General features: G+C 67.5%; 12 protein-coding genes and 1 pseudogene. 3 read left to right on the plus strand and 10 right to left on the minus strand.

Annotated features, from left to right (window positions below):
- The first annotated feature begins 123 nt into the window (after positions 1-123).
- Positions 124-375, plus strand: coding sequence for a hypothetical protein (locus IPK20_11595; protein ID MBK8017285.1), 252 nt, complete (start codon positions 124-126; stop codon positions 373-375).
- A gap of 51 nt (positions 376-426) precedes the next feature.
- On the opposite strand, the gene IPK20_11600 is transcribed toward IPK20_11595, so the two are convergent.
- Complete coding sequence (locus IPK20_11600; GenBank protein MBK8017286.1) at positions 427-3,213, minus strand: PAS domain S-box protein; 2,787 nt, start codon at positions 3,211-3,213, stop codon at positions 427-429.
- Positions 3,214-4,323: 1,110 nt separating this feature from the next.
- Here IPK20_11600 and IPK20_11605 point away from each other — a divergent pair.
- Complete coding sequence (locus IPK20_11605; GenBank protein MBK8017287.1) at positions 4,324-5,703, plus strand: acetamidase/formamidase family protein; 1,380 nt, start codon at positions 4,324-4,326, stop codon at positions 5,701-5,703.
- A gap of 290 nt (positions 5,704-5,993) precedes the next feature.
- Complete coding sequence (locus IPK20_11610) at positions 5,994-6,971, plus strand: aldo/keto reductase (protein MBK8017288.1); 978 nt, start codon at positions 5,994-5,996, stop codon at positions 6,969-6,971.
- A 167-nt stretch (positions 6,972-7,138) separates the two neighbouring features.
- On the opposite strand, the gene IPK20_11615 is transcribed toward IPK20_11610, so the two are convergent.
- The 9 genes and pseudogenes from IPK20_11615 to IPK20_11655 all read right to left on the minus strand — a co-directional run bounded on the left by IPK20_11615 (position 7,139) and on the right by IPK20_11655 (position 19,274).
- Positions 7,139-7,747 (minus strand): protocatechuate 3,4-dioxygenase, encoded by a 609-nt coding sequence (locus IPK20_11615; protein ID MBK8017289.1) that lies wholly within the window; start codon positions 7,745-7,747, stop codon positions 7,139-7,141.
- 332 nt (positions 7,748-8,079) lie between these two features.
- Entirely contained in the window at positions 8,080-8,781 is a 702-nt protein-coding gene (locus IPK20_11620; protein ID MBK8017290.1) for an ABC transporter ATP-binding protein, read from the minus strand.
- Positions 8,782-8,822: 41 nt separating this feature from the next.
- Entirely contained in the window at positions 8,823-9,569 is a 747-nt protein-coding gene (locus IPK20_11625) for an ABC transporter ATP-binding protein (protein ID MBK8017291.1), read from the minus strand.
- Positions 9,566-11,431, minus strand: a complete 1,866-nt coding sequence (locus IPK20_11630; protein ID MBK8017292.1) for an ABC transporter permease — start codon at positions 11,429-11,431, stop codon at positions 9,566-9,568. Before IPK20_11630 ends, IPK20_11625 begins: the two co-directional genes overlap by 4 nt.
- A gap of 75 nt (positions 11,432-11,506) precedes the next feature.
- A complete protein-coding gene (locus IPK20_11635) occupies positions 11,507-12,694 on the minus strand; it encodes an ABC transporter substrate-binding protein (GenBank protein MBK8017293.1) in 1,188 nt (395 codons plus the stop codon).
- Entirely contained in the window at positions 12,691-13,287 is a 597-nt protein-coding gene (locus IPK20_11640) for an amino acid synthesis family protein (protein ID MBK8017294.1), read from the minus strand. Before IPK20_11640 ends, IPK20_11635 begins: the two co-directional genes overlap by 4 nt.
- 911 nt (positions 13,288-14,198) lie before the next feature.
- Positions 14,199-15,059: a UPF0280 family protein gene (locus IPK20_11645; protein MBK8017295.1), complete on the minus strand. Its 861-nt coding sequence runs from the start codon at positions 15,057-15,059 to the stop codon at positions 14,199-14,201.
- Complete coding sequence (locus IPK20_11650; GenBank protein ID MBK8017296.1) at positions 15,056-16,564, minus strand: 6-hydroxynicotinate reductase; 1,509 nt, start codon at positions 16,562-16,564, stop codon at positions 15,056-15,058. The genes IPK20_11645 and IPK20_11650 overlap by 4 nt, the downstream gene beginning before the upstream one ends.
- A 22-nt stretch (positions 16,565-16,586) precedes the next feature.
- A pseudogene (locus IPK20_11655) lies at positions 16,587-19,274 on the minus strand (molybdopterin-dependent oxidoreductase).
- Positions 19,275-19,297 lie beyond the last annotated feature (23 nt).

Raw genomic sequence — 19,297 nt, forward strand, 5'->3', positions numbered from 1 at the left:
GACCGATCCGTCCACGCTCTCCTGTGGCGTTGCCGTCCCGTTGTACAGCCGCCTGCGGCCCTTGGCGGCCGGCAGCCGATCGCGTAGCATCCGGCAGTTTTCTCACGCTGCTGAAAGTGCCTCATGTCCCGCCGCGACGCCGTCCGATCCCATTTCGCCGCCGATATCGGAGACTGGAAGAAAGATCAGGACATCGTCGGTGTGCGCATCCTCACTTCGGGCGGTGCCTGCGGCAACTGCGCGTCGTTGCTGGGAGCCTATCGTCTGGACGATGCCCCTGAGTTTCCGCCGCTGGCCTGCGAGGACGACTATGGCTGCTCGAGCTGGTGGGAACCGGTGAACTCCGGCGAGATGCCCGAAGACGGTTGGCGGTGACGTCGGACCGCTGAACCCGGATACCGCGTTACGGAAAGGGGCTGTCGCGATTCAGGCGAGGCGCCGCGCCGGAAGCATTTCCTGTGGCGCATGAATGTCGCACGGTTCCAGGGGCAGCGTCACGGTGAACATCGCTCCCCGCTGGGGCGCGTGGTTCGCCTCGATGTGTCCACCATGCGCCTGCACGATCTCCCGCGAGATGGCGAGTCCCAGGCCGGTGCCCCCGGCGCCGCTGCGTGTCTTGCTGCTCTGGACGAACTTGTCGAAGATCAGTTCGAGCTCGCTGTCCGGTATTCCCACGCCGCGATCCACCACCTGAAGCTGCAGGCCGTCCGTGGCACTGCCGTCGGGGCAGCAGCTTCGATGCGGCATGCGGATGCGGCTCAGCCGCACGGCAATCGGCTCGTTGTCCGGCGAGAACTTGAGTGCATTGGACAGCAGATTGCGGATTACCTGTTCGATGCGTAACCGGTCCATGCAGACGGCGGCAGTCTCCGGCGGCACCTGCACATCGAACCGGATACCGCGTTGCACCGCCATGGCGTCCAGCTCGCTCACCCCCGCCCGCACGGCCGACGCAAGGTCGAACCGGCTCATCTCGTAGTGCATGCGCCCGGCTTCCATCTTCGAGAGATCGAGCAGGTCATTGACGAGATGCAGCAGGCGTCTTCCGCTCTGTTCGATCTTGGAGAAGTAGGTGGCGAGCTTGTCCACGGGCGTCCGCGGGTCCTTCGCGCGCGAAAGACCCAGGTTGGAGAAGGACAGCATCGCGTGCATCGGCGTGCGAAGCTCGTGCGACATGTTGGCAAGGAATTCCGACTTTGCCTGGTTGGCCCGTTCGGCAGCCTCCTTGGAACGCAGCAGTTCCTGGGTCCGTTCGGCAACGAGTTCCTGGAGCTGCTCGTGATGGCGCCGCAGTTCGCCCTCCACGGCCTTCTGCGCCGAGATGTCCTGTACGGCACCGTAGATTCTCACAGGCCGACCGTTTCGCACGTCCGCCTGACCGACCACACGCACCCAGACGCGTTTTCCGTGGGCAGTGATGAGCTGCGCGACGAAGTCATAGGGCGCCCCGGATTCGATGCCCCGTTCCACGTTCTGGCGGACAAGCTCGCGGTACTCTGGCGCGAAGAAATCGATGGCTGCGACCAGGTCAGGTGCGCAGGTCGAGGGGTCGACCTCGTGAATGCGGTAGACCTCTGCGGTCCAATACACTCGTTTGCTGGGAAGTTCCACCTCCCAGCCGCCCACATGTGCCATGGATTCGGTCTGGCGGGAGATGTCGCGCTGACGCACGGTTTCCGTCTGATCGTGGAGGATGGCCGCGTACATGGTGCTCTGGCCGAGGGAGAAGCGGCTGACGGAGATCTCGATGGAGAGCGGTCCGCCGTCGCGCCGCACGCCTTCGACATTCCGGCTCACGCCCAGGACGCGGTCGATCTCCGCCGGCGTGCCGTGGAGAATGTGCTTCTCGTGGGTTTCCCGAAGCGCGGCGGGCAGGAGAACGCTCAGGTTCTGGCCGACGAGCGTGCCGGGATCGTGGCCGAACATGTTGTGCAGGGCGGCATTGGCGGATTGAATGCGTCCCGCCTCGTTCACGACCACGATGCCTTCGCTCGCCGACGACACGACGGCGGACCACCGGGCCTCGCTCTCCTTCAGCCGTGCGTCCGCGGCCTTCACCTCGGTGATGTCGCGCACCACGCCCACGACGTAGCGCGAACCGTCCGGCGCCACGAGGAGGCTCTTGGTCTTCTCGAACCAGCCCGACCGTCCGTCGCGCAGGGTGATGAACTGCTCTGCGACCACCGGATCCCCCGTGGCGAGAATGGAGTCGTCCTCCTTCCATGCCGTGCGGGCCTCGGCCGTGCCCATGAAGTCGGGGTCGGACCGGCCGACCAGTTCGCCGGGCGATGAGCCCATCTGCCGGCTGAAGGCGCCGTTCACCAGGATCCAGCGGTGATGCTCGTCCTTGACGAACACGCCGTGGTAGACGGCCTCGACGATCGAGGACAGGAATGTCTTGGCACGGGTGGCCTCCATCTCCGCTGCCCGGCGATCCGTGATGTCGTGAGTGCACACGAGAATGCCGCGACGTCCGTCCGGCAGCGGCACCGAAACCTTGCGCTTGATGACCCATCGCTGGCGTCCCGCGGCCGTGACGAAGGGTTCTTCGTACGACGTGACGCCGGACGCTGCCGCCGAGTCCTCGTCCTGCTGCTGCCACAGCGCGACCTGCTCCCCGGAGAAGATCTCGGCGTCGGTCTTGCCCAGGAAGTACGAGGGCGGCTTGCCGTGCAGGTGCTCGACTTCCGCATTGACCAGGACGATGCGGCCGTCGGAGTCCTTCAGCGTCACGAGAACCGGCACGGCCTGGATCACCGTGTCGAGGAGTTTACGGCTCGCTTCCAGTTCCGCACTCCGCTTTTCCAGCTCGGCAGTCATTTCCTGCGCCAGCGCTTCTGCGTGCTGACGCGTGCGGGTGGCCATCAGCACCAGCCCCGCAAGCAGGAGGCTCGCTCCTGTCCCGAGGGCCGGCACCAGCCAGGGCGCGCTGGTCAGGCTCGAGGCGTCGGGGCGGGCGATGAAGTCGAACAGGAGCTGGCGGCCGCCTACCACCACCCTCCGCGTGATCGTGCGAGCGTCCGGCTTCGATCCATGTGCGCCGGCTCCGTTCGCGGCGGTCGAAAACAGGAAGTTCGCGGACAACCGGTCCTTGCCGTCGAAGACCGCCACATCGAACCGGTCGAGGTTCGGGTCCGCCAGTTGCGAGAAGAGCTCGGACGCGAAGTAGGCCGTGTAGACGTAACCGAAGATCCGGGAGCGCCGTTCCTCCACCGTGGCCGGGGCGCCTCGCCCCGATAGATCGGCGCCGTGAGGATGAATCCGGGCTGCTCGCCGGCTTCGTCCTGAAGAAGCGTCACGCGGCCCGTGAGCGTCGTGACGCCCGTGTCCCGGGCCCGGTACAGCGCTTCCTTGCGCGCGGCTTCGGAGGCCATGTCGAACCCCAGTACCCGGACATTGAGCCCTTGGTAGGGCTCGACGAAGACGATGGGGGTCGCCTCGGGATGCGCCGTCTGCCGGGTGAAGCTGCGAACATGGTAGTGCGGAAAGCCCTCGCGGCGGATCTGTGCCTCGTGCTGCGGCAATTCGCTCAGGGGAACGCTCAGCGCGAACCCGAGCGCCAGAAGGCCGGGATGCTGGTGGGGAAGGTCGAGCTTCTCCACGTACCGGTGCCACTGCTGCCGGTCGACCTTGCCGCTCACCGTGAACAGGCCGATGCCGCCCCGCAGCAGATGCTCGTGTGCCCGGAGGCGCTCCGACACTTTCAGCACGAAGGCATCCGCCCGGTGTTCGAGGGCTGCGAGCGCGGTGGCGTCGTGGTCCGACTGGAGCTTCAGCCAGAAGGCCATGCCGACGGATACGGTCGTCGCAAGCACGAACGCGGGCAGCCACGCCATGCGCAGGACACTGCGTATTCCCTGGTACCGCGAGCTCATGGGCCCTCGTGTCAGTTGTCGCGGCCGCCGTTGCCGGTGTGGCAGGCGTCCTGCCGGATCTCGTGGATATCGGCATCCGGAATGTCCGCTTGAGTGCGCGGACATCCTTGTGGACCTTGCGGAAAGCACCGTTACAGAGCGGATTCTGCACTTCATGCCACCGTCCTGTGCAGGGGTTCAGCGCGATTTGTCGCACCTGCGCGCGGAAATCGAGGAAATGAAAGCCAAAAGAGATTCACGCCGCTCTCGGGGATTCTGGCACCGCCATTGCGGTCTGCCGGCGCTAGTGCCCATCCGGGCGCGATCCCGCAAGAAAACGACGAAAGGAGAGCAGACGATGAACGAGAACGAAGCCCAAGGTGCTTCGCACCCGCACGGCCCGGGTTGCGGTTGCCATCCGCAGGATGCGGCGCTCCCGCCGGAAGCCGCGAAGACGCTGGCGGCGGAGATGCCGCGCCCGGAACCGGCAAGGCGCGGGTTCCTGCGCGGAGGACTGCTGGCTGGCGCGACTGCGGCGCTGGGCGGTCTGGGCGCGCCGTCACTCGCCCGTGCCGATACCGGCATGAAGCGCAGCACCATCAATCATTACCACGTGCCCGCGTCGGCCGAGACGGTGCACTGGGGCTATTTCAGCAAGCACCTGAAGCCCCTGGTGGAAGTGGAATCGGGGGACTTCGTGACCATCGAGACCCTGACCCACCACGCCAACGACGATTTCGAGCGGATGATCAAGGGAGATTCCGGCGCAGAAAGCGTCTACTACTGGGACAAGCAGCGCAAAGGGGTGAATCGCCGTGGGGCCGGGCCGGAGGACGCTTCCCTGTTCGGCCGGGGGGCGGGCGAAGGTCTGGGCGTGCACATCTGCACCGGTCCCGTGGCCGTGAAGGGGGCGGAACCGGGCGACATCCTCGAGGTCAGGATCCTCGACGTGTCGCCGCGGCCCAGCGCGAATCCGCTCTACCGGGGCAAGACGTTCGGCAGCAACGCCGCTGCCTGGTGGGGCTTTCACTACAAGGACCAGATCGAGGAACCCAAGGGCAGGGAGGTCATCACCATCTACGAGGTGGATGCCACGGGCGAGCGCAACTGGGCCAAGGCGCTCTACAACTTCCAGTGGACGCCGCAGACGGATCCCTTCGGTGTCGTCCACAAGATCATCGACTACCCCGGGGTTCCGGTGGATCACGCGACCGTCAAGGAGAACTGGGGGATCCTCAAGAACGTGCGGGTGCCGGTACGTCCGCACTTCGGCGTGATGGGACTCGCCCCGGCCGAAGCCGACATCGTCGATTCCATTCCGCCCAGCTACACCGGCGGCAACATGGACGACTGGCGGGTGGGCAAGGGCGCCACGCTGTACTACCCCGTGGCCGTGGCCGGTGCACTGCTCTCGGTGGGCGATCCGCACGCGTCGCAGGGCGATTCCGAACTGTGCGGCACCGCGATCGAGTGCTCGCTGACGGGCACGTTCCAGGTGATTCTGCACAAGAAGGATTCCCTGGCAGGCACGCCCCTGGAGAATCTGAACTACCCGCTGCTGGAGACGCAGGAAGAGTTCGTCGTGCACGGCTTCAGCTATCCCAACTATCTGGCCGATCTGGGAGAGAAGGCGCAGTCGGAGATCTACTCGAAATCGTCCACGGACCTCGCGCTGCGCGACGCGTTCCGCAAGATGCGTCACTTCCTGATGACGACGCAGGGGTTGTCCGAGGACGAGGCCGTGTCGCTGATGTCGATCGCGGTGGACTTCGGCGTGACCCAGGTCGTGGATGGGAACTGGGGCATGCATGCCATCGTGAAGAAGAGCCTGTTCAGCGCGGGCGAGTGACCGGAGGAACGGCCGCCCGCGGGGCGGCCGTTCCGGCAAGGCACCGCTGCCGTGTCCCAAGTCGCACTGCGCCGCTGGCGCGCCCGGGCGCTTGCCGGATTTGCCAGTGCGGATGGTGTCGGGCAGCGATCGAGTCACCCCAAGCCGGGAGCCGGCGGGATGAGAAAGCGCGTCGCTTGCATCCGAATCCTGCGGCCCGGCGTGCGCACGCTCGCCGGATCTTCCCTAGAATGCCCCGCAGAACGCACGCGAGGGGTCGTGCGCATTCGACATCTACGGAGGAGTGAAAGATGGATTACAGGCTGCTGGGCCGCACGGGCGTGCGCGTGTCGCAATTGTGCTTCGGCACCATGTCGTTCGGGGGCGATGCCGACGAGGCGGCGTCGGCGGAAATGTACCGTGCGTGCCGGGACGCAGGCATCAACTTCTACGACACGGCCGACCAGTACAGCAAGGGACGCTCCGAGGAAATTCTCGGCGCGCTGATGAAGGGGCATCGCGACGATCTCGTTGTCGCGACCAAGTGCTTCAACCCGACCGGCGAGGACCGGAACGCGCGCGGAGGATCCCGCCGCCACATCAGCAGGGCCGTGGAGGCAAGCTTGAAGCGCCTGGGCACGGACCGCGTCGAGATCCTGTTCCTTCACCTGACGGATCCGGACACGCCCATCGAGGAGTCCCTGCGTGCGATGGAGGATCTGGTGCGCGCGGGCAAGGTGCTCTATCCCGCGCTCAGCAACCATTCGGCGTGGATGACGCAGCGCGCGCTGGACGTGCAGGAGCGGTGGGGCTGGTCCCGCCTGCAGGTGATCGAGCCGATGTACAACCTGGTCAAGCGCCAGGCGGAGGTCGAGATCCTGCCCATGGCGCAGGCGAACGGGCTGGCCGTCATCCCCTACAGCCCCGTAGGAGGCGGACTGCTGTCGGGCAAGTACGCGGCGGGGAACGCGCAGGGCCGCATTGCGACGAACAAGATGTACACGCAACGGTACGCGGAACCCTGGATGCACGATGTGGCGGCGCAATTCGCCGCGTTCTGCAAGGAGCGCGGATACGATCCGGTGAGTCTAGCGGTGGCCTGGGTCGGCGCGCATCCCGCCGTGACCGCGCCGATCATCGGCGCGCGCAATGTGGGCCAGCTTCAGGCGTCCCTGGATTCGGTGAAGATCGCCATGACGCCGGAGCTTCACGCAGAGATCGCCGCGCTCTCACGCACCCCGCCTCCGGCCACCGACAGGTCGGAGGAGATCAAGCCGGCGGGCAAGTGAGTCGGCGTCTGGCGCGCCGGTGTGGGGTAGCCCGGCGCGCCAGACGCGGATCAAAGGGGTCGAGTGGCGGCGCACCTGTCGGTCCGGTCCGCCGCCCGACGAACTGCGGGTGAGGGAATCGACGACACGTCCGGACGCGCCGAGTGGTCGGGCACTCCCCGTCGACTTCAACCCTGGATGAGCACGATGTTCCAGACCACCAGCTGCGAATCGGGCTCATCTTCCTTCGTCGGCGGAAGCACTCTGGCGATGAGGCTCTCCTTGGCCCACGACTGCTGCAGGAGCGGATCGCGTTCGTTCAGCGGTTCTCCGGGGAAATACATCTGGGTGACGAGACGGTTGTAACGGCCGGTCACGTCGAAGTGGATGTGCGGGGGGCGGGAATATCCGGGGACCACCGGGTACGCGCCGGGTTTCACGGTCTTGAATCGGAAGCGACCCTCGTTGTCTGTTACTACGGTCGCATAGCCGTCGAAGTTCGGATCGATCGGCGCGGTGTTCCGGTCGTGGGGATGGGTGTACTTGCCGGCAGCGTTGGCTTGCCAGATCTCCAGACGCACGCCGGGTGCAGGCTCTCCGCGCACGCTGAGCACGCGACCCATCACGTGAATCACCGGCCCCAGCGCCATGCCCGGACGTCCGGCAAGGCGGGTGAGATCCGCGTGTCCATCGGTGGGTTTGCGGACGGGATAGAACGGCCCGAGGATCTGGTCCGGCGTGGGCATGGGCCCTGCGGGGTCGAAGCCAGGCGCTTCCTCCGCTGCCAGTGCCGCCATGGGACTTGCGATCGCCGCGGCCCAGCGCGAGCGTCGCGCCCAGGAGGCGACGCCGGTCCATGAAGTGCTCGGGAGCCGTGGGCAGGGCACCTGCGGCAGAGGTGGGAACGAGAATGCGTGAACCAGTACGATCCATGGCGTGTTTCCTCCCTTGTGTAGTAGTGTGACCGTGCCCCGGCGACCGGCGGCAGGATCCATCCGGAGAATACGCGATGAGCGGCAGGGAATGATTCCGTAGACGAAAGGCAAGAGACAAGAGGCAAAAGGCAAAAGGCAAAAGGCAAAAGGCAAGACCTGACCCCAAATCGGGGTCAGGTCTTGCCTTTTGCCTGCTATACGGCGAGATACTTCGAGCGGACGGCGTCGTCGTGCATGAGCGCATGCATGCTGCCCTGGAATCGGACCGTGCCCTTCTCCAGCACGTACGCGCGGTCGGTGATGGCGGCAGCAAAGCGCAGGTTCTGTTCGGAGATGAGCAGCGTGAGACCTTCGCGCTTGAGTTCGCGGATCACGGCGGCCATCTGCTCGACGATGACCGGCGCCAGACCTTCCGAAGGCTCGTCCAGGAGCACCGCCAGCGGATTGCCCATGAGAGTGCGGGCGATGGTGAGCATCTGCTGCTCGCCACCAGACATTTCCCCTCCGCGCCGCTCGCGCATGCGGCCCAGGTTGGGGAACACCTCGAAGAGCTTGCCGGGCGTCCAGTACGGCGCGCCGTCCCTGCGCGGCCGGCGGCCCACTTCCAGGTTCTCTTCCACGGTGAGCTCGGTGAAGATGCGGCGTTCCTCGGGCACGTAGCCCAGGCCTGACCGGCACACCTGATACGGGGCCTGGCCGTCGATGCGCCGGCCGGTGAACTGCACCGCGCCGGTCCGCGGCCTGACGAGTCCCATGAGCGTCTTGAGTGTCGTGGACTTTCCTGCGCCGTTGCGTCCAAGCAGTGCGACGACCTCGCCGCGCCGCAGGTCCAGATCCACCCCGAAGAGGATCTGCGCACGGCCGTAGAACGTATCGACGCCGCGTGCTTCCAGAATGAGCGCGGCGCCAGCCGTCTCCGGCACTGGGCCCGCGCCACTCAATGCGGATCCTCCCCGAGATAGATCCGCCGCACCTCCGGATCGTTGCGCACCGCCTCGGGCTCGCCCTGCGCCACGAGGCGTCCGCGGTCCAGCACGAGAAGACGGTCAGCGTGACCAAAGACGATGTCCATGTCGTGCTCCGTGAACAGCACCGCGACGTTGCGTTCGCGCGCAAGCGCCGTCACCAACGCCATCAGATCGTGGCGTTCGCCAGGGGCCATTCCCGCCGTGGGTTCGTCCATGAGCAGCAGCCGCGGCTCGTTCGCCAGCGCCAGTGCGAGTTCCAGGCGCTTGAGATCGCCGTAGGCCAGCTGGGCACAGGGCTCATGGGCCATCGCGCCCAGGCCCGTACGTTCCAGCATCTCGCCCGCAGCCTTCACGCATTCGTTTCGTGCGAGACCCAGCAGCCGTCGAGTCCGTCTGGCGTGCGACGCGAAGGCCGTCTGCACATTCTCGATCACCGACATGGATCCGAACACGGTGGTGATCTGGAATGTCCTTCCCACGCTCGCGCGGAAGAGCCGGCGTGGTCCCGCGCCGGTGACGTCGGCTCCGTCCAGCAGCACCTGGCCGCGATCCGGGCGGACCTGCCCGCCTATCATGTTGAAGCACGTGCTCTTGCCCGCGCCGTTGGGACCGATGAGTGCCACGCGTTCGCCGGCATCGACGGAGAAGGACACGCCGTCGACGGCGCAGACGCCGCCATAGCGCTTCTCCAGACCGGTCACCGCCAGTACGCTCATGCCCGCTGGCGCCACAGATGTCCGACGCTGCCCACGATCCCGCGCGGAAACGCGAGGACCACCAGCAGCACGGCGCCGCCCAGCACGAGGCGCCAGTACTCGGTGTGGCGAAGAATCTCGTCCTGCATCCAGGTGAACACGGCTGCACCGACGACGGGGCCGGCGAGCGTTTGCACGCCACCCATCAGGACCATGACGAGACCGTCGACCGAGCGCGAGATCGCCATCGTCTCCGGTGACAGGCTGCCCTTGGAGAACACGAACAGCGCACCCGCGAGCCCTGCCACCGCACCCGCGACCGGAAAGGCCAGCCACTGCACACGATGCACGTCGATGCCGATGGCTTCCGCGCGCGCCGGCGCATCTCTCGCGGCGCGCAGCGCGAACCCGAAGGGTGCATGGATCACGAGCCAGATCACCCCGATGCCGCCCGCGGCGCAGGCGAGCGTGAACCAGTAGTAGCGGCTCTTCGTGGCGGCCCACTCGGCTGGCCAGACCCCCACCAGCCCGTTGCTGCCGCCGGTGACGTCGTCCCACTGGAAGGCGATGGACCACGCGATCTGTGCGACCGCGAGCGTGAGCATGGCGAGATACACGCCGGACAGCCGCACGCAGAACCAGCCGACGAAGACGCCTGCTGCACCTGCCAGCAATGGCGCCGCGGCAATGGACGGCAGCATCGGCCATCCCGCGGACTTCACCAGCAGTGCCGCCGCGTAGGCGCCCACGCCGAAGTAGGCGGCGTGACCGAAGGACGCCATGCCTCCCGGCCCCATGAGGAAGTGCAGGCTCACGGCGAAGAGCGCGAAGATCAGCACGTCCGTCGCGAGGACCAGCATGTATTCGTCCACGACCAGCGGCGCGGCCGCCGCCGCGAGAAGCAATGCGCCGGTGCTGGTCCAGAACCGGCGGCCCGGCGTGACGACGAGGTGCTGGGAGCGTGCCGCGTGCGATTCGCGTTGCGGACGCCCGAGCAGTCCCCATGGCCGCAACGCCAGGGTGATCGCCATGAGCGCGAACTCGACCACGATCGTGAGCTTGCTGAAGTTGAACGGGATGCCCGCCAGTTCCACCGTGCCGGCGGCCACGCACAGTGCCTTCACGATGCCGATCAGGAGGGCCGCCAGAAACGCGCCGCGCAAACTTCCCAGGCCGCCGATGACGACCACCACGAACGCGTCGGTGATGGCCACGAGATCCAGATTGAGACTCGCGGGTTCCCGCGGAATCTGCAGCGCCCCGGCCAGTCCCGCGAGCGCGCTGCCCAGCGCGAAGACGCCGGTGAAGAGCCACGCCTGATTCACGCCCAGCGCGCCCACCATCTCGCGGTCCTGCGTGGCGGCGCGCACGAGCACCCCCCACCGCGTGCGCTTGAAGAGTTGTTCCAGAAGGACGAGGACGACCGGCCCCAATGCGATCAGCAGCAGGTCGTACTCGGGGACGAAGCCGCCGCCGATCTCCACCGCCCCCTTGAGACCGGGCGCCCGGGGACCGAGGATGTCCTCGGCGCCCCACTGCATGAGCGCGAGATCCTTGATCACCAATACCACGGCAAAGGTCGCGAGCAGCTGGAAGAGCTCCGGCGCTGCGTAGATGCGCTTGAGAACGGAGGTCTCGACGATCACCCCGAGAATCGCCACGGCCGCCGCCGCCGCCGGCAGCGCGATCCAGAAACCGCCGGGGCCGCCGATGCGCTCCGCCACCGCGATGCCCGCGTACGTGCCCACCATGTAGAACGAGCCGTGGGCGAAATTCACCACCCGCGTCACGCCGAAGATGAGCGAGAGCCCGGAAGCCAGCAGGAACAGCGTCGAGGCGCTAGCCAGTCCGTTGACGAGTTGAACGAGCAGATCGGCCAGCATCGTCAGCGGCGCGTGTCCGATCGTTCAACACCGGCAGGCGGCCGGCATGCTTTCCCGCGTGCGATCACGCGCCCCTCATTCTGCGGGGCGCAGCTTCTTCACTTCCTCGTCCGGCGGCAGGTAGGAAAGCCCGTCGCGATAGACCCAGTCCACCATCACGCCCTTGCCCTCGCGCTGAGTCAGCCGGCCCACGTACGCGCCCATGGTGGACTGGTGATCGAGAGCGCGATAGGTGATCCTGCCGAACGGGGTCGGCACCGCCAGACCCTTGAAGGCGGTGACGATCTTCTCGGGGTCCGTCCCCCCGGCCTTGACGAGCGCCGCCGCCATGGAGTGCATGGCCACGTAACCGACCACAGAACCCAGCCGCGGATAGTCGTTCCACCGCTTGCGATAGGCCTCGAGGAACTTCCGGTGCTCCGGCGTGGCGATGTCGTTCCACGGATAGCCGGTCACGAACCAGCCTTCGGGGGTCTCATCCTTCAGCGGGTCCAGGTACTCGGGTTCACCGCCCAGCAGATCGAACACGTCGCGCCCGCGGAACAGCCCCCGCGTGTTGCCCTCGCGGACGAACTTCGCGAGATCCGCGCCGAACAGCGCGCTGAAGATCGCGTCGGGCTTGGCGCTCGCGAGCGCCTGCACCGTCGCGCCGGCGTCGATCTTGCCCAGCGGGGGCGCCTGCTCCGCGACGAACTCCACCTCCGGCTGGCGCGCCTTCAGCAGCTTCTTGAACGCATTGGCCGCCGCCTGCCCGTATTCGTAGTTGGGATACACGAGCGCCCAGCGCTTCTTCTTGAGACGTGCCGCTTCGGGGATCAGCATGGCCGTCTGCATGTACGTGGAGGCGCGCAGGCGGAACGTGTAGCGGTTGCCGTTCTCCCACACGAGCTTGTCGGACAGGGGTTCGGCCGCGAGGAAGGGCAGCTTCTTCTGCCGCGCGAGATCGCTCACCGCGAGGCCCACATGCGAAGCGAAGCCGCCCATGAGCGCCACCACCTGCTCGCGGCTCGCCAGCTCTTCGGCCACGCGCACTGCATCGCCGGGATTGCCGTTGTCGTCCCGGGAGACAACCTCCACCGCCCGGCCGCCGACGCCGCCCGCCGCGTTGATCTCTTCGAGCGCGAGCTGCCAGCCTTTCCTGTACGGTTCGAGAAAAGCCGGGAATGCCTTGTACGAATTCAGTTCGCCGATGCGGATCGGCGGCTGGGCCGATGCCGATCCGAGCCAGACCAGTGCGATCCATCCCCACCACAAGCGCTTCATCGCTGACCGTCTCCCACGCTGATGTCCTTGACCTGCAATCCACCCATGCGGGCATGCACCCTCCCGCCGCTCGCCATCACCAGCACCAGGGCCAGTTCGTCGGCCCGGGGCCCGTCGGGCACGCCCACCTCCATCGCATCGAAGTGGGACCGGACGTAGGCCGCGTCCTTGTGGTGGATCGGGATGTCGAGGCGAGTGCCGAGTGTGCCAACTTTCGTGGTGGAAGGCACGATCGCCCTGGCGCCGCCCAGAACCTCACGCATTGCGTATCCGCCGGGCACGTGCCAGAACGCGCCGTGCTCGATCTCGCCGCCGCTGCCGACGATGGTGCCCTTGCCGTAGGCATCGATGCGCCTGACGTCACCGCCCAAGGTCGCCACCAGCTTCTTCGCCATTTCCAGGCCCAAGGGCTTCAACGCGTCCATGAAGGGTTCGATCACATCGAAGTAGCGGCCAGCGTAGGGATTGCGGATGAGCGCGATCACCGCGGCCTTGACGTGCGGCACCGCGGCAGGCGGTCCGCCGTCGTGATGCGTTTCTTCGATGATCGTGCATACCTTGCGCAGTTCGATGGGGGGAAGATGGGTCGGCATGTCGAGCGGGTCGAGGGAGTGGGTGGAGGTCATGTCGAGTCAGGCAATCAGACGATGGGCGATGGTGCGGGCACAAGGGCCGGGGTGCGGGGCGATGGCCCCGTGCAACCCATCCTCACCCTGTCCCTCTCCTTGAAGGAGAGGGGACCTGCTGCGGATAGGGGCGGAGACCTGTCTGCGCGGCGCCGGCTCATCGACCGCCGGGACGCGGATGTCTGATTCCGTATGCCGAAAAGACCCACCCCCATCCTGTCCTTCCCCCTGAAGGGGAAGGGACCTGCTGCGTTTGTCGCTGCGCGGATCCGCGTGGCAGGACCCGAGGGATTCGAGGCGCTGCTCACGCCCGTTTTCGTCCGTCCGGGACCCCCGGAAAGTCGCAACACTTTCCGCGGTGGAGATCCGGGGCCTCCGGAACGTCGCAATGCTTTCCGGGGTGGAGATCCGGGGCTCCGGAAAGTCGCAATGCTATCCGGGGTGGAGATCCGGGGCCTCCGGAAAGTCGCAATGCTATCCGGGGTGGAGATCCGGGGCCCCCGGAACGTCGCAATGCTTTCCGGGGTGGAGATCCGGGGCCTCCGGAACGTCGCAATGCTTTCCGGGGTGGAGATCCGGGGCCTCCGGAACGTCGCAATGCTTTCCGGGGTGGAGATCCGGGGCCTCCGGAAAGTCGCAGACTTTCTGGGGTCGGACAGGGGGGGGGGGGGAGGGCAGTCCGGGGGGGGCGGCGGGCGGGCCTCCTTGGGGCCCCCGGAAAGTCGCAAGACTTTCTGGGGTGGAACAGAGGGGCGGGGGTGAGGAGGCGCGAGGCGCGCGGCAGGCCAGGAGAGGGGGTGAGGATGGGTTTGCCATCACCCCCCAACCACGTTTCAAGCGCGCCTCCGACCGCAAGACGAGAAACCCGCGACTCCCTTTCATTCGCACACCCGCGCCATTCCCTGCAGCCGCAGGTACGCGGCGCCGATGAGCCCCGCGTCCAGCATCCGCCGTGCGCAGGCCGTTCCGTTGTCCAGCGCGAGACTCGCGGCATCGGCGGGCAGACGGTCCACCCCGACGGTCACGAGACGCGTCCCGAGGTCCGTGTCGTCGCGGACTTCGTTGGCGGGGCGCCGATGAACGGACGGGTGATCGACATCGACGGCGTTCGCCACCAGCGTCGCGGCGGCGTCGGCGGCTGCGGCCGTGCGCGCAATGACGGTCACGGAGTCCGCGATGCCCAGCGAATGCGACCGGCCACGCCAGCCCGATGTGGCGATGCCGCGCCAGGGATCGATGGCACGGATCAAGGCGTGACCGTGCAGATGTGCATCCTCGATTCCGGCGACCCCGATGCGGAACGACGCGTCGTCCTCCAGATGCACCGCGATGTCGCCGCCGTTGTTCACGTAGGCGCGGCGCAGCCGGCGCGACCGCGTCATCGCTTCCAGGATCTCATCGGCGACCGCGCCCGCCACAGCCGCCATGGGGGTGATGAACGTCTTCCGATGCGGCCAGCAGGCGGCCTCCATCCTGCGAGCGACGGGCCCGGCGAATCCGCGGGATGTCGCGGGCACGGGAAGCCGCAGTTCGGGCAGTTCCGAAACCAGAGTCGGGAGCACGTTCTCGAATCGCTCTGCCGCCTGCTCGTAGGCACGCGCCACCTCGCCCGCAGATCCCTCCGCCTCGATGACGAGATCGATGGGCCCCTGGTGCAGGTGCAGGCGCCCGTCGGCAAGCCGTACGCGATCCGGCCGCCACGCTGGAGTTTCCGTCCGGTGCGCGAGGGCGGCGTTCACGCGGGAAACGCCGGGTCGATGCGAAACGGCCAGGGATTCTCGGGCAGCCACTCCGCGGCGGTGCGGCGTGCCTGCGCAAGCACGGTCTCCAGCGGGATCACGCTGTCCATGTGTCCGCCCAGTTCGCGATAGTGATCCAGAGGCAGCGTGAACTCGATGGGCACGACGAGCGCGGGTGTGGGCACCGAGCCGAAGGACCGCGCCGGCATCTTCGAGACGTCCGCCATCAGCGTGATGCCGCCACCGGGCCACACGTAAACCGGAGCGCCGCCGCACGTCACGCGAGTGAGCGACGCCTTCACCGAGCGCGTGAGCCGTACCGGATTCTCCGTCACGCCGGCGCGCAGGCTGCCTCCCGCCCCGCCCATGAACAGCACGGTGCACAGCGCCGGTTCGCAGTTTTCCTTGATGCGCGCCACCGCCTTGGCGATGACGTCGGGCATCGGCGCGGGCTGGGGCACGAGTCGATCGTCCAGCACATACCATGCGGACTGCTCGCCGGTCGTCGACACCATCAGCATGCGCAGACCCGGCCAGGCGCGTTCCGGGTCGACGGATTCGACGATGTCCAGCGGGTCCTGGATGTTCGTGCCGCCCCATCCGGAACCGGGCTCCGCCACACGGAAATAGCGGCCCGGGGTGGACTTGCGCCCGCGCACCTGGATGCCCGCGGGCTGCATGGACAGGAACCGCCCGGCCTGGTGTTCCGACAGCACGCCGGTGATGTGGTCGTCCACGACGATCACCTCGTCCGCGTGCCCCAGCCACTGCTTGGCGAACATGCCGATGGTGGCGGAACCGCAGCCGACCCGCATGCGGACCTCCTGTTCGCCATCCACGACAGGCGGCATGCCGGCCTGGACGACGACACGCGACCCGCCGTCGATGGCGAGTTCCACCGCCTCGCGGTTGCACAGCCGTTCCAGGACGCTGCAGGCGACGCGGCCCTCGCGCTTGGTGCCGCCGGTCAGATGGCGCACGCCGCCCAAGGCCAACATCTGCGAACCGTACTCGGCCGTGGTGACGTGGCCGACCTGCTCGTCGTCCATGCGGATCGCCGCCTGCTCGGGTCCCAGGAACCGGTCGGTGTCGATCTTCACCTTCACGCCGCAGTAGCTGAAGATGCCTTCCGTCACCACCGTGACCATGTCGACGTCCGCGTGCCTGCTCGACACGATGAACGGGGCCGGCCTGTAGTCCGGATAGGTGGTGCCGGATCCGACGCCGGTGACGAACACGGGCGCATCCGACAGCAGTTCGCCCTGCCACTCCCGCGATCGCTCCAGGAATGGCACGACTTCGCCACCTTCACGGTGTACCCGCTCCGTGATGACCAGCGGATCGAGTCGCGAGAGCGCGCCTTCCACGTTGGCGTACCGGTCGCACGCGCCGGTCTTGCCGGGCCGGATGATGCACAGCACCGGACAGGCATCGCAGCGCACGTTGCCCGAGGCGACCGGCTGGTCGAGGACGTCGGCGGATTCTGAGCTGGTGTCGCTTCGCATGGAACGGAGATGGACGGTAGGGTCAGGGGCGGGAAGCGCGCTCCAGCAGCGCGGCGCGCAGCCGGTGGGGAAGCACGGGAACGAACGTGCAGCGCACGCCGGTGGCATGGCGGATGGCGCCGAGAATGGCCGGCGGCGTGGGAATCAGCGCGGGCTCGCCCACGCCCTTGGCCCCGCCGGGGCCGACCGGCTCGCGCTCTTCCACGAGAATCGTCTCGATCACCGGCACGTCGCCCACGGTGGGGATGAGGTAGTCGTGCAGGTTCTCGGTGCGCCCGGCGATGTACTCCTCCATGAGCGCGAGCCCCAATCCCTGCGCGATGCCGCCGTGGATCTGGCCTTCCACCTGCTGCGGATTCAGCGCACGGCCCACGTCGTGGGCGGCGACGACGCGCCGCACGCGCGTCGTGCCCAGCTCCAGATCCACTTCCACCTCGGCCATCTGCGCCGCGAACGCGTAGGTGGCGTAGGGCATTCCCTGGCCATTCGCATCGAGCTTCGTCGTGGGCGGATCGAAATAACCGACCCCTTCCACCACGTTGCCCCGCTCGTTCGGCGGAAGCGTCGTGAGGTCGACGCTCTGGTGTCCCGAGGCATCCTCGACGTGCAATCGCCAGCCCTCGATGTAGATGCGGGCCGGTTCCTTCGCGCTCACCAGCGACAGCAGCCGGGCGCGCAGATCCATGCCGGCCAGCTCCGACGCCTTGCCGGACACGAAGGCCTGACGCGACGCCGACGACTTGCCTGCGTCGAGCGTGAGATCGGTGTCGCCCGCCACGTACCGGATTCGGTCCACAGGCAGGCCCACGGCGTCGGCGACCACCTGCAGCATCGTGGTGTTCGTGCCCTGGCCGATGTCCGCGCAGCCGTTGTAGAACGTCACGGTGCCGTTTCGCGCGAGTCCGATGCGCATGGAAGAGGGATTGGAAAGCGCGGTATTGCCGATGCCATACCACATGCAGCCGATGCCCACACCGCGCTTCAGCACCGCGTTCGACGCATTGAATCCGGCCGCGGTCTCCAGCGACGACTGCCAGCGCGGCCGCAGGGCGTCCAGACAGGCGGGAAGTCCGCAGCTCGCCTGCAGCACCTGACCCGTCGGCGTGCAGTCCCCGGCGCGCAATGCGTTGCGCCGGCGGATCTCCAGGCGGTCCAGGCCCAGCCGCTCCGCGATGTCGTCGAGCAGCGTCTCGTGTGCGATCGCCGCCTGCGGGATGCCGAACCCGCGGAACGCGCCTGCCACCGGTTCGTTCGTGTGATAGGCCCGTCCGCGCGCACGCACATGGGGAACGCGGTACGGGCCGCTGGCGTGCACCGGAACACGATTGGCGACCGTCGGTCCCCAGCTCGCATAGGCCCCCGTGTTGAAGACGGCGTCGACCTCGGCAGCGACGAGACGTCCTTCGCCGTCGGCACCGAACCGCGCGTCGATTCGCGCGGGGTGCCGCTTGGTCGTCGCCATCATGCTTTCCTGCCGGGTATACACCATCGCCACCGGCCGTCCCGTCAGCCACGCGGCGAGCGCGATGAGCGGCTGCACCGAAAGATCCAGCTTGCCGCCGAAGCCGCCTCCGCACGCGGTCGGCACGATGCGGATCTGCTCGGGCCGCAGCCGCATGACCAGGGCGACCTCGTCGCGATCCATGTAGGGCGTCTGCGTCGTCACGTGGAGTTCGATGCGCTCGCCCACGCGTTGCGCCCACCCGGCTTCCGGCTCGATGTAGGCATGTTCGACGAAGCTCGTCTCGAATCGGCCGATGGCCACGACCGCGCACTGCTCCAGAGCGGCCGCCGCGTCGCCCGAGACGACGCGCCCTTCCAGCAGCAGATTGTCCGCGCGGGACTCGTGCACCTGCGCCGCGTCCTGCGCCATGGCGGCGTCCAGGCCGATCACCGGCGGCTCGATGCGATAGCGAATGGGGACGGCATCGTCCGCAATCGCCTCCACCACGGCGCGAGGACCCACCAGCGCCACGATCGGCTCGCCGCGGTAGCGGGCGAGGCCGTTCGCCAGCACCGGCTGGTCCTTCACGTCCGGATAGATGCCATAGCCGTTCGACGGAACGTCCTGTGCCGTGAGGACGAGTGCCAATCCCGGGTGCCGCCGAGCAAAGGCGTCCATGTCTCCCAGCGTGAATCGCGCGCGGGGATGCGGAGAACGGATCGCCTTCACCCACAGCGCGTCTACCGGAATGCCGTCGGCACCGAAGCGATCGGTTCCCTTGACCTTCGCCTCGCCATCGACCTTGGCCAGCCGGGCGCCGAGCGCGTGTCCCGGCTCCGGCACCGCGGGCAGCACCACTTCGCCGATGCAGGCCAGCACGGCCTCGACGATCTTCTGGTATCCCGTGCACCGGCACAGCACGCCACCCAGCGCGTCTTCCACGTCGCGCTGCGTGGGCCGTTGCGTCCGCCCGAGCAGATCCGCCGCCGCCATCAGCATGCCGGGGGTGCAGATGCCGCACTGCGCCGCGAGATGCCTGTGGAACGCCGTCTGCAGCCGCGCGAAACGCGCGTCTGCGGACAGACCCTCCACCGTCGTGATGGAGCGCCCCTGCAGCCGCCCGACGGGGACGAGACAGGCGCAGGTCTGGCGCCCATCCAGCAGCACGGTGCAGGCGCCGCAGTCCCCCGCGTTGCAGCCGATCTTGGTGCCCGTGAGCCCGAGTTCGTCGCGCAGCATGTCGGCAAGGCGGGTCAGACCGGGCGACGCACAGGTGACTTCGCGGCCGT

The organism is Betaproteobacteria bacterium, from assembly GCA_016713305.1.
Taxonomy (GTDB): domain Bacteria; phylum Pseudomonadota; class Gammaproteobacteria; order Burkholderiales.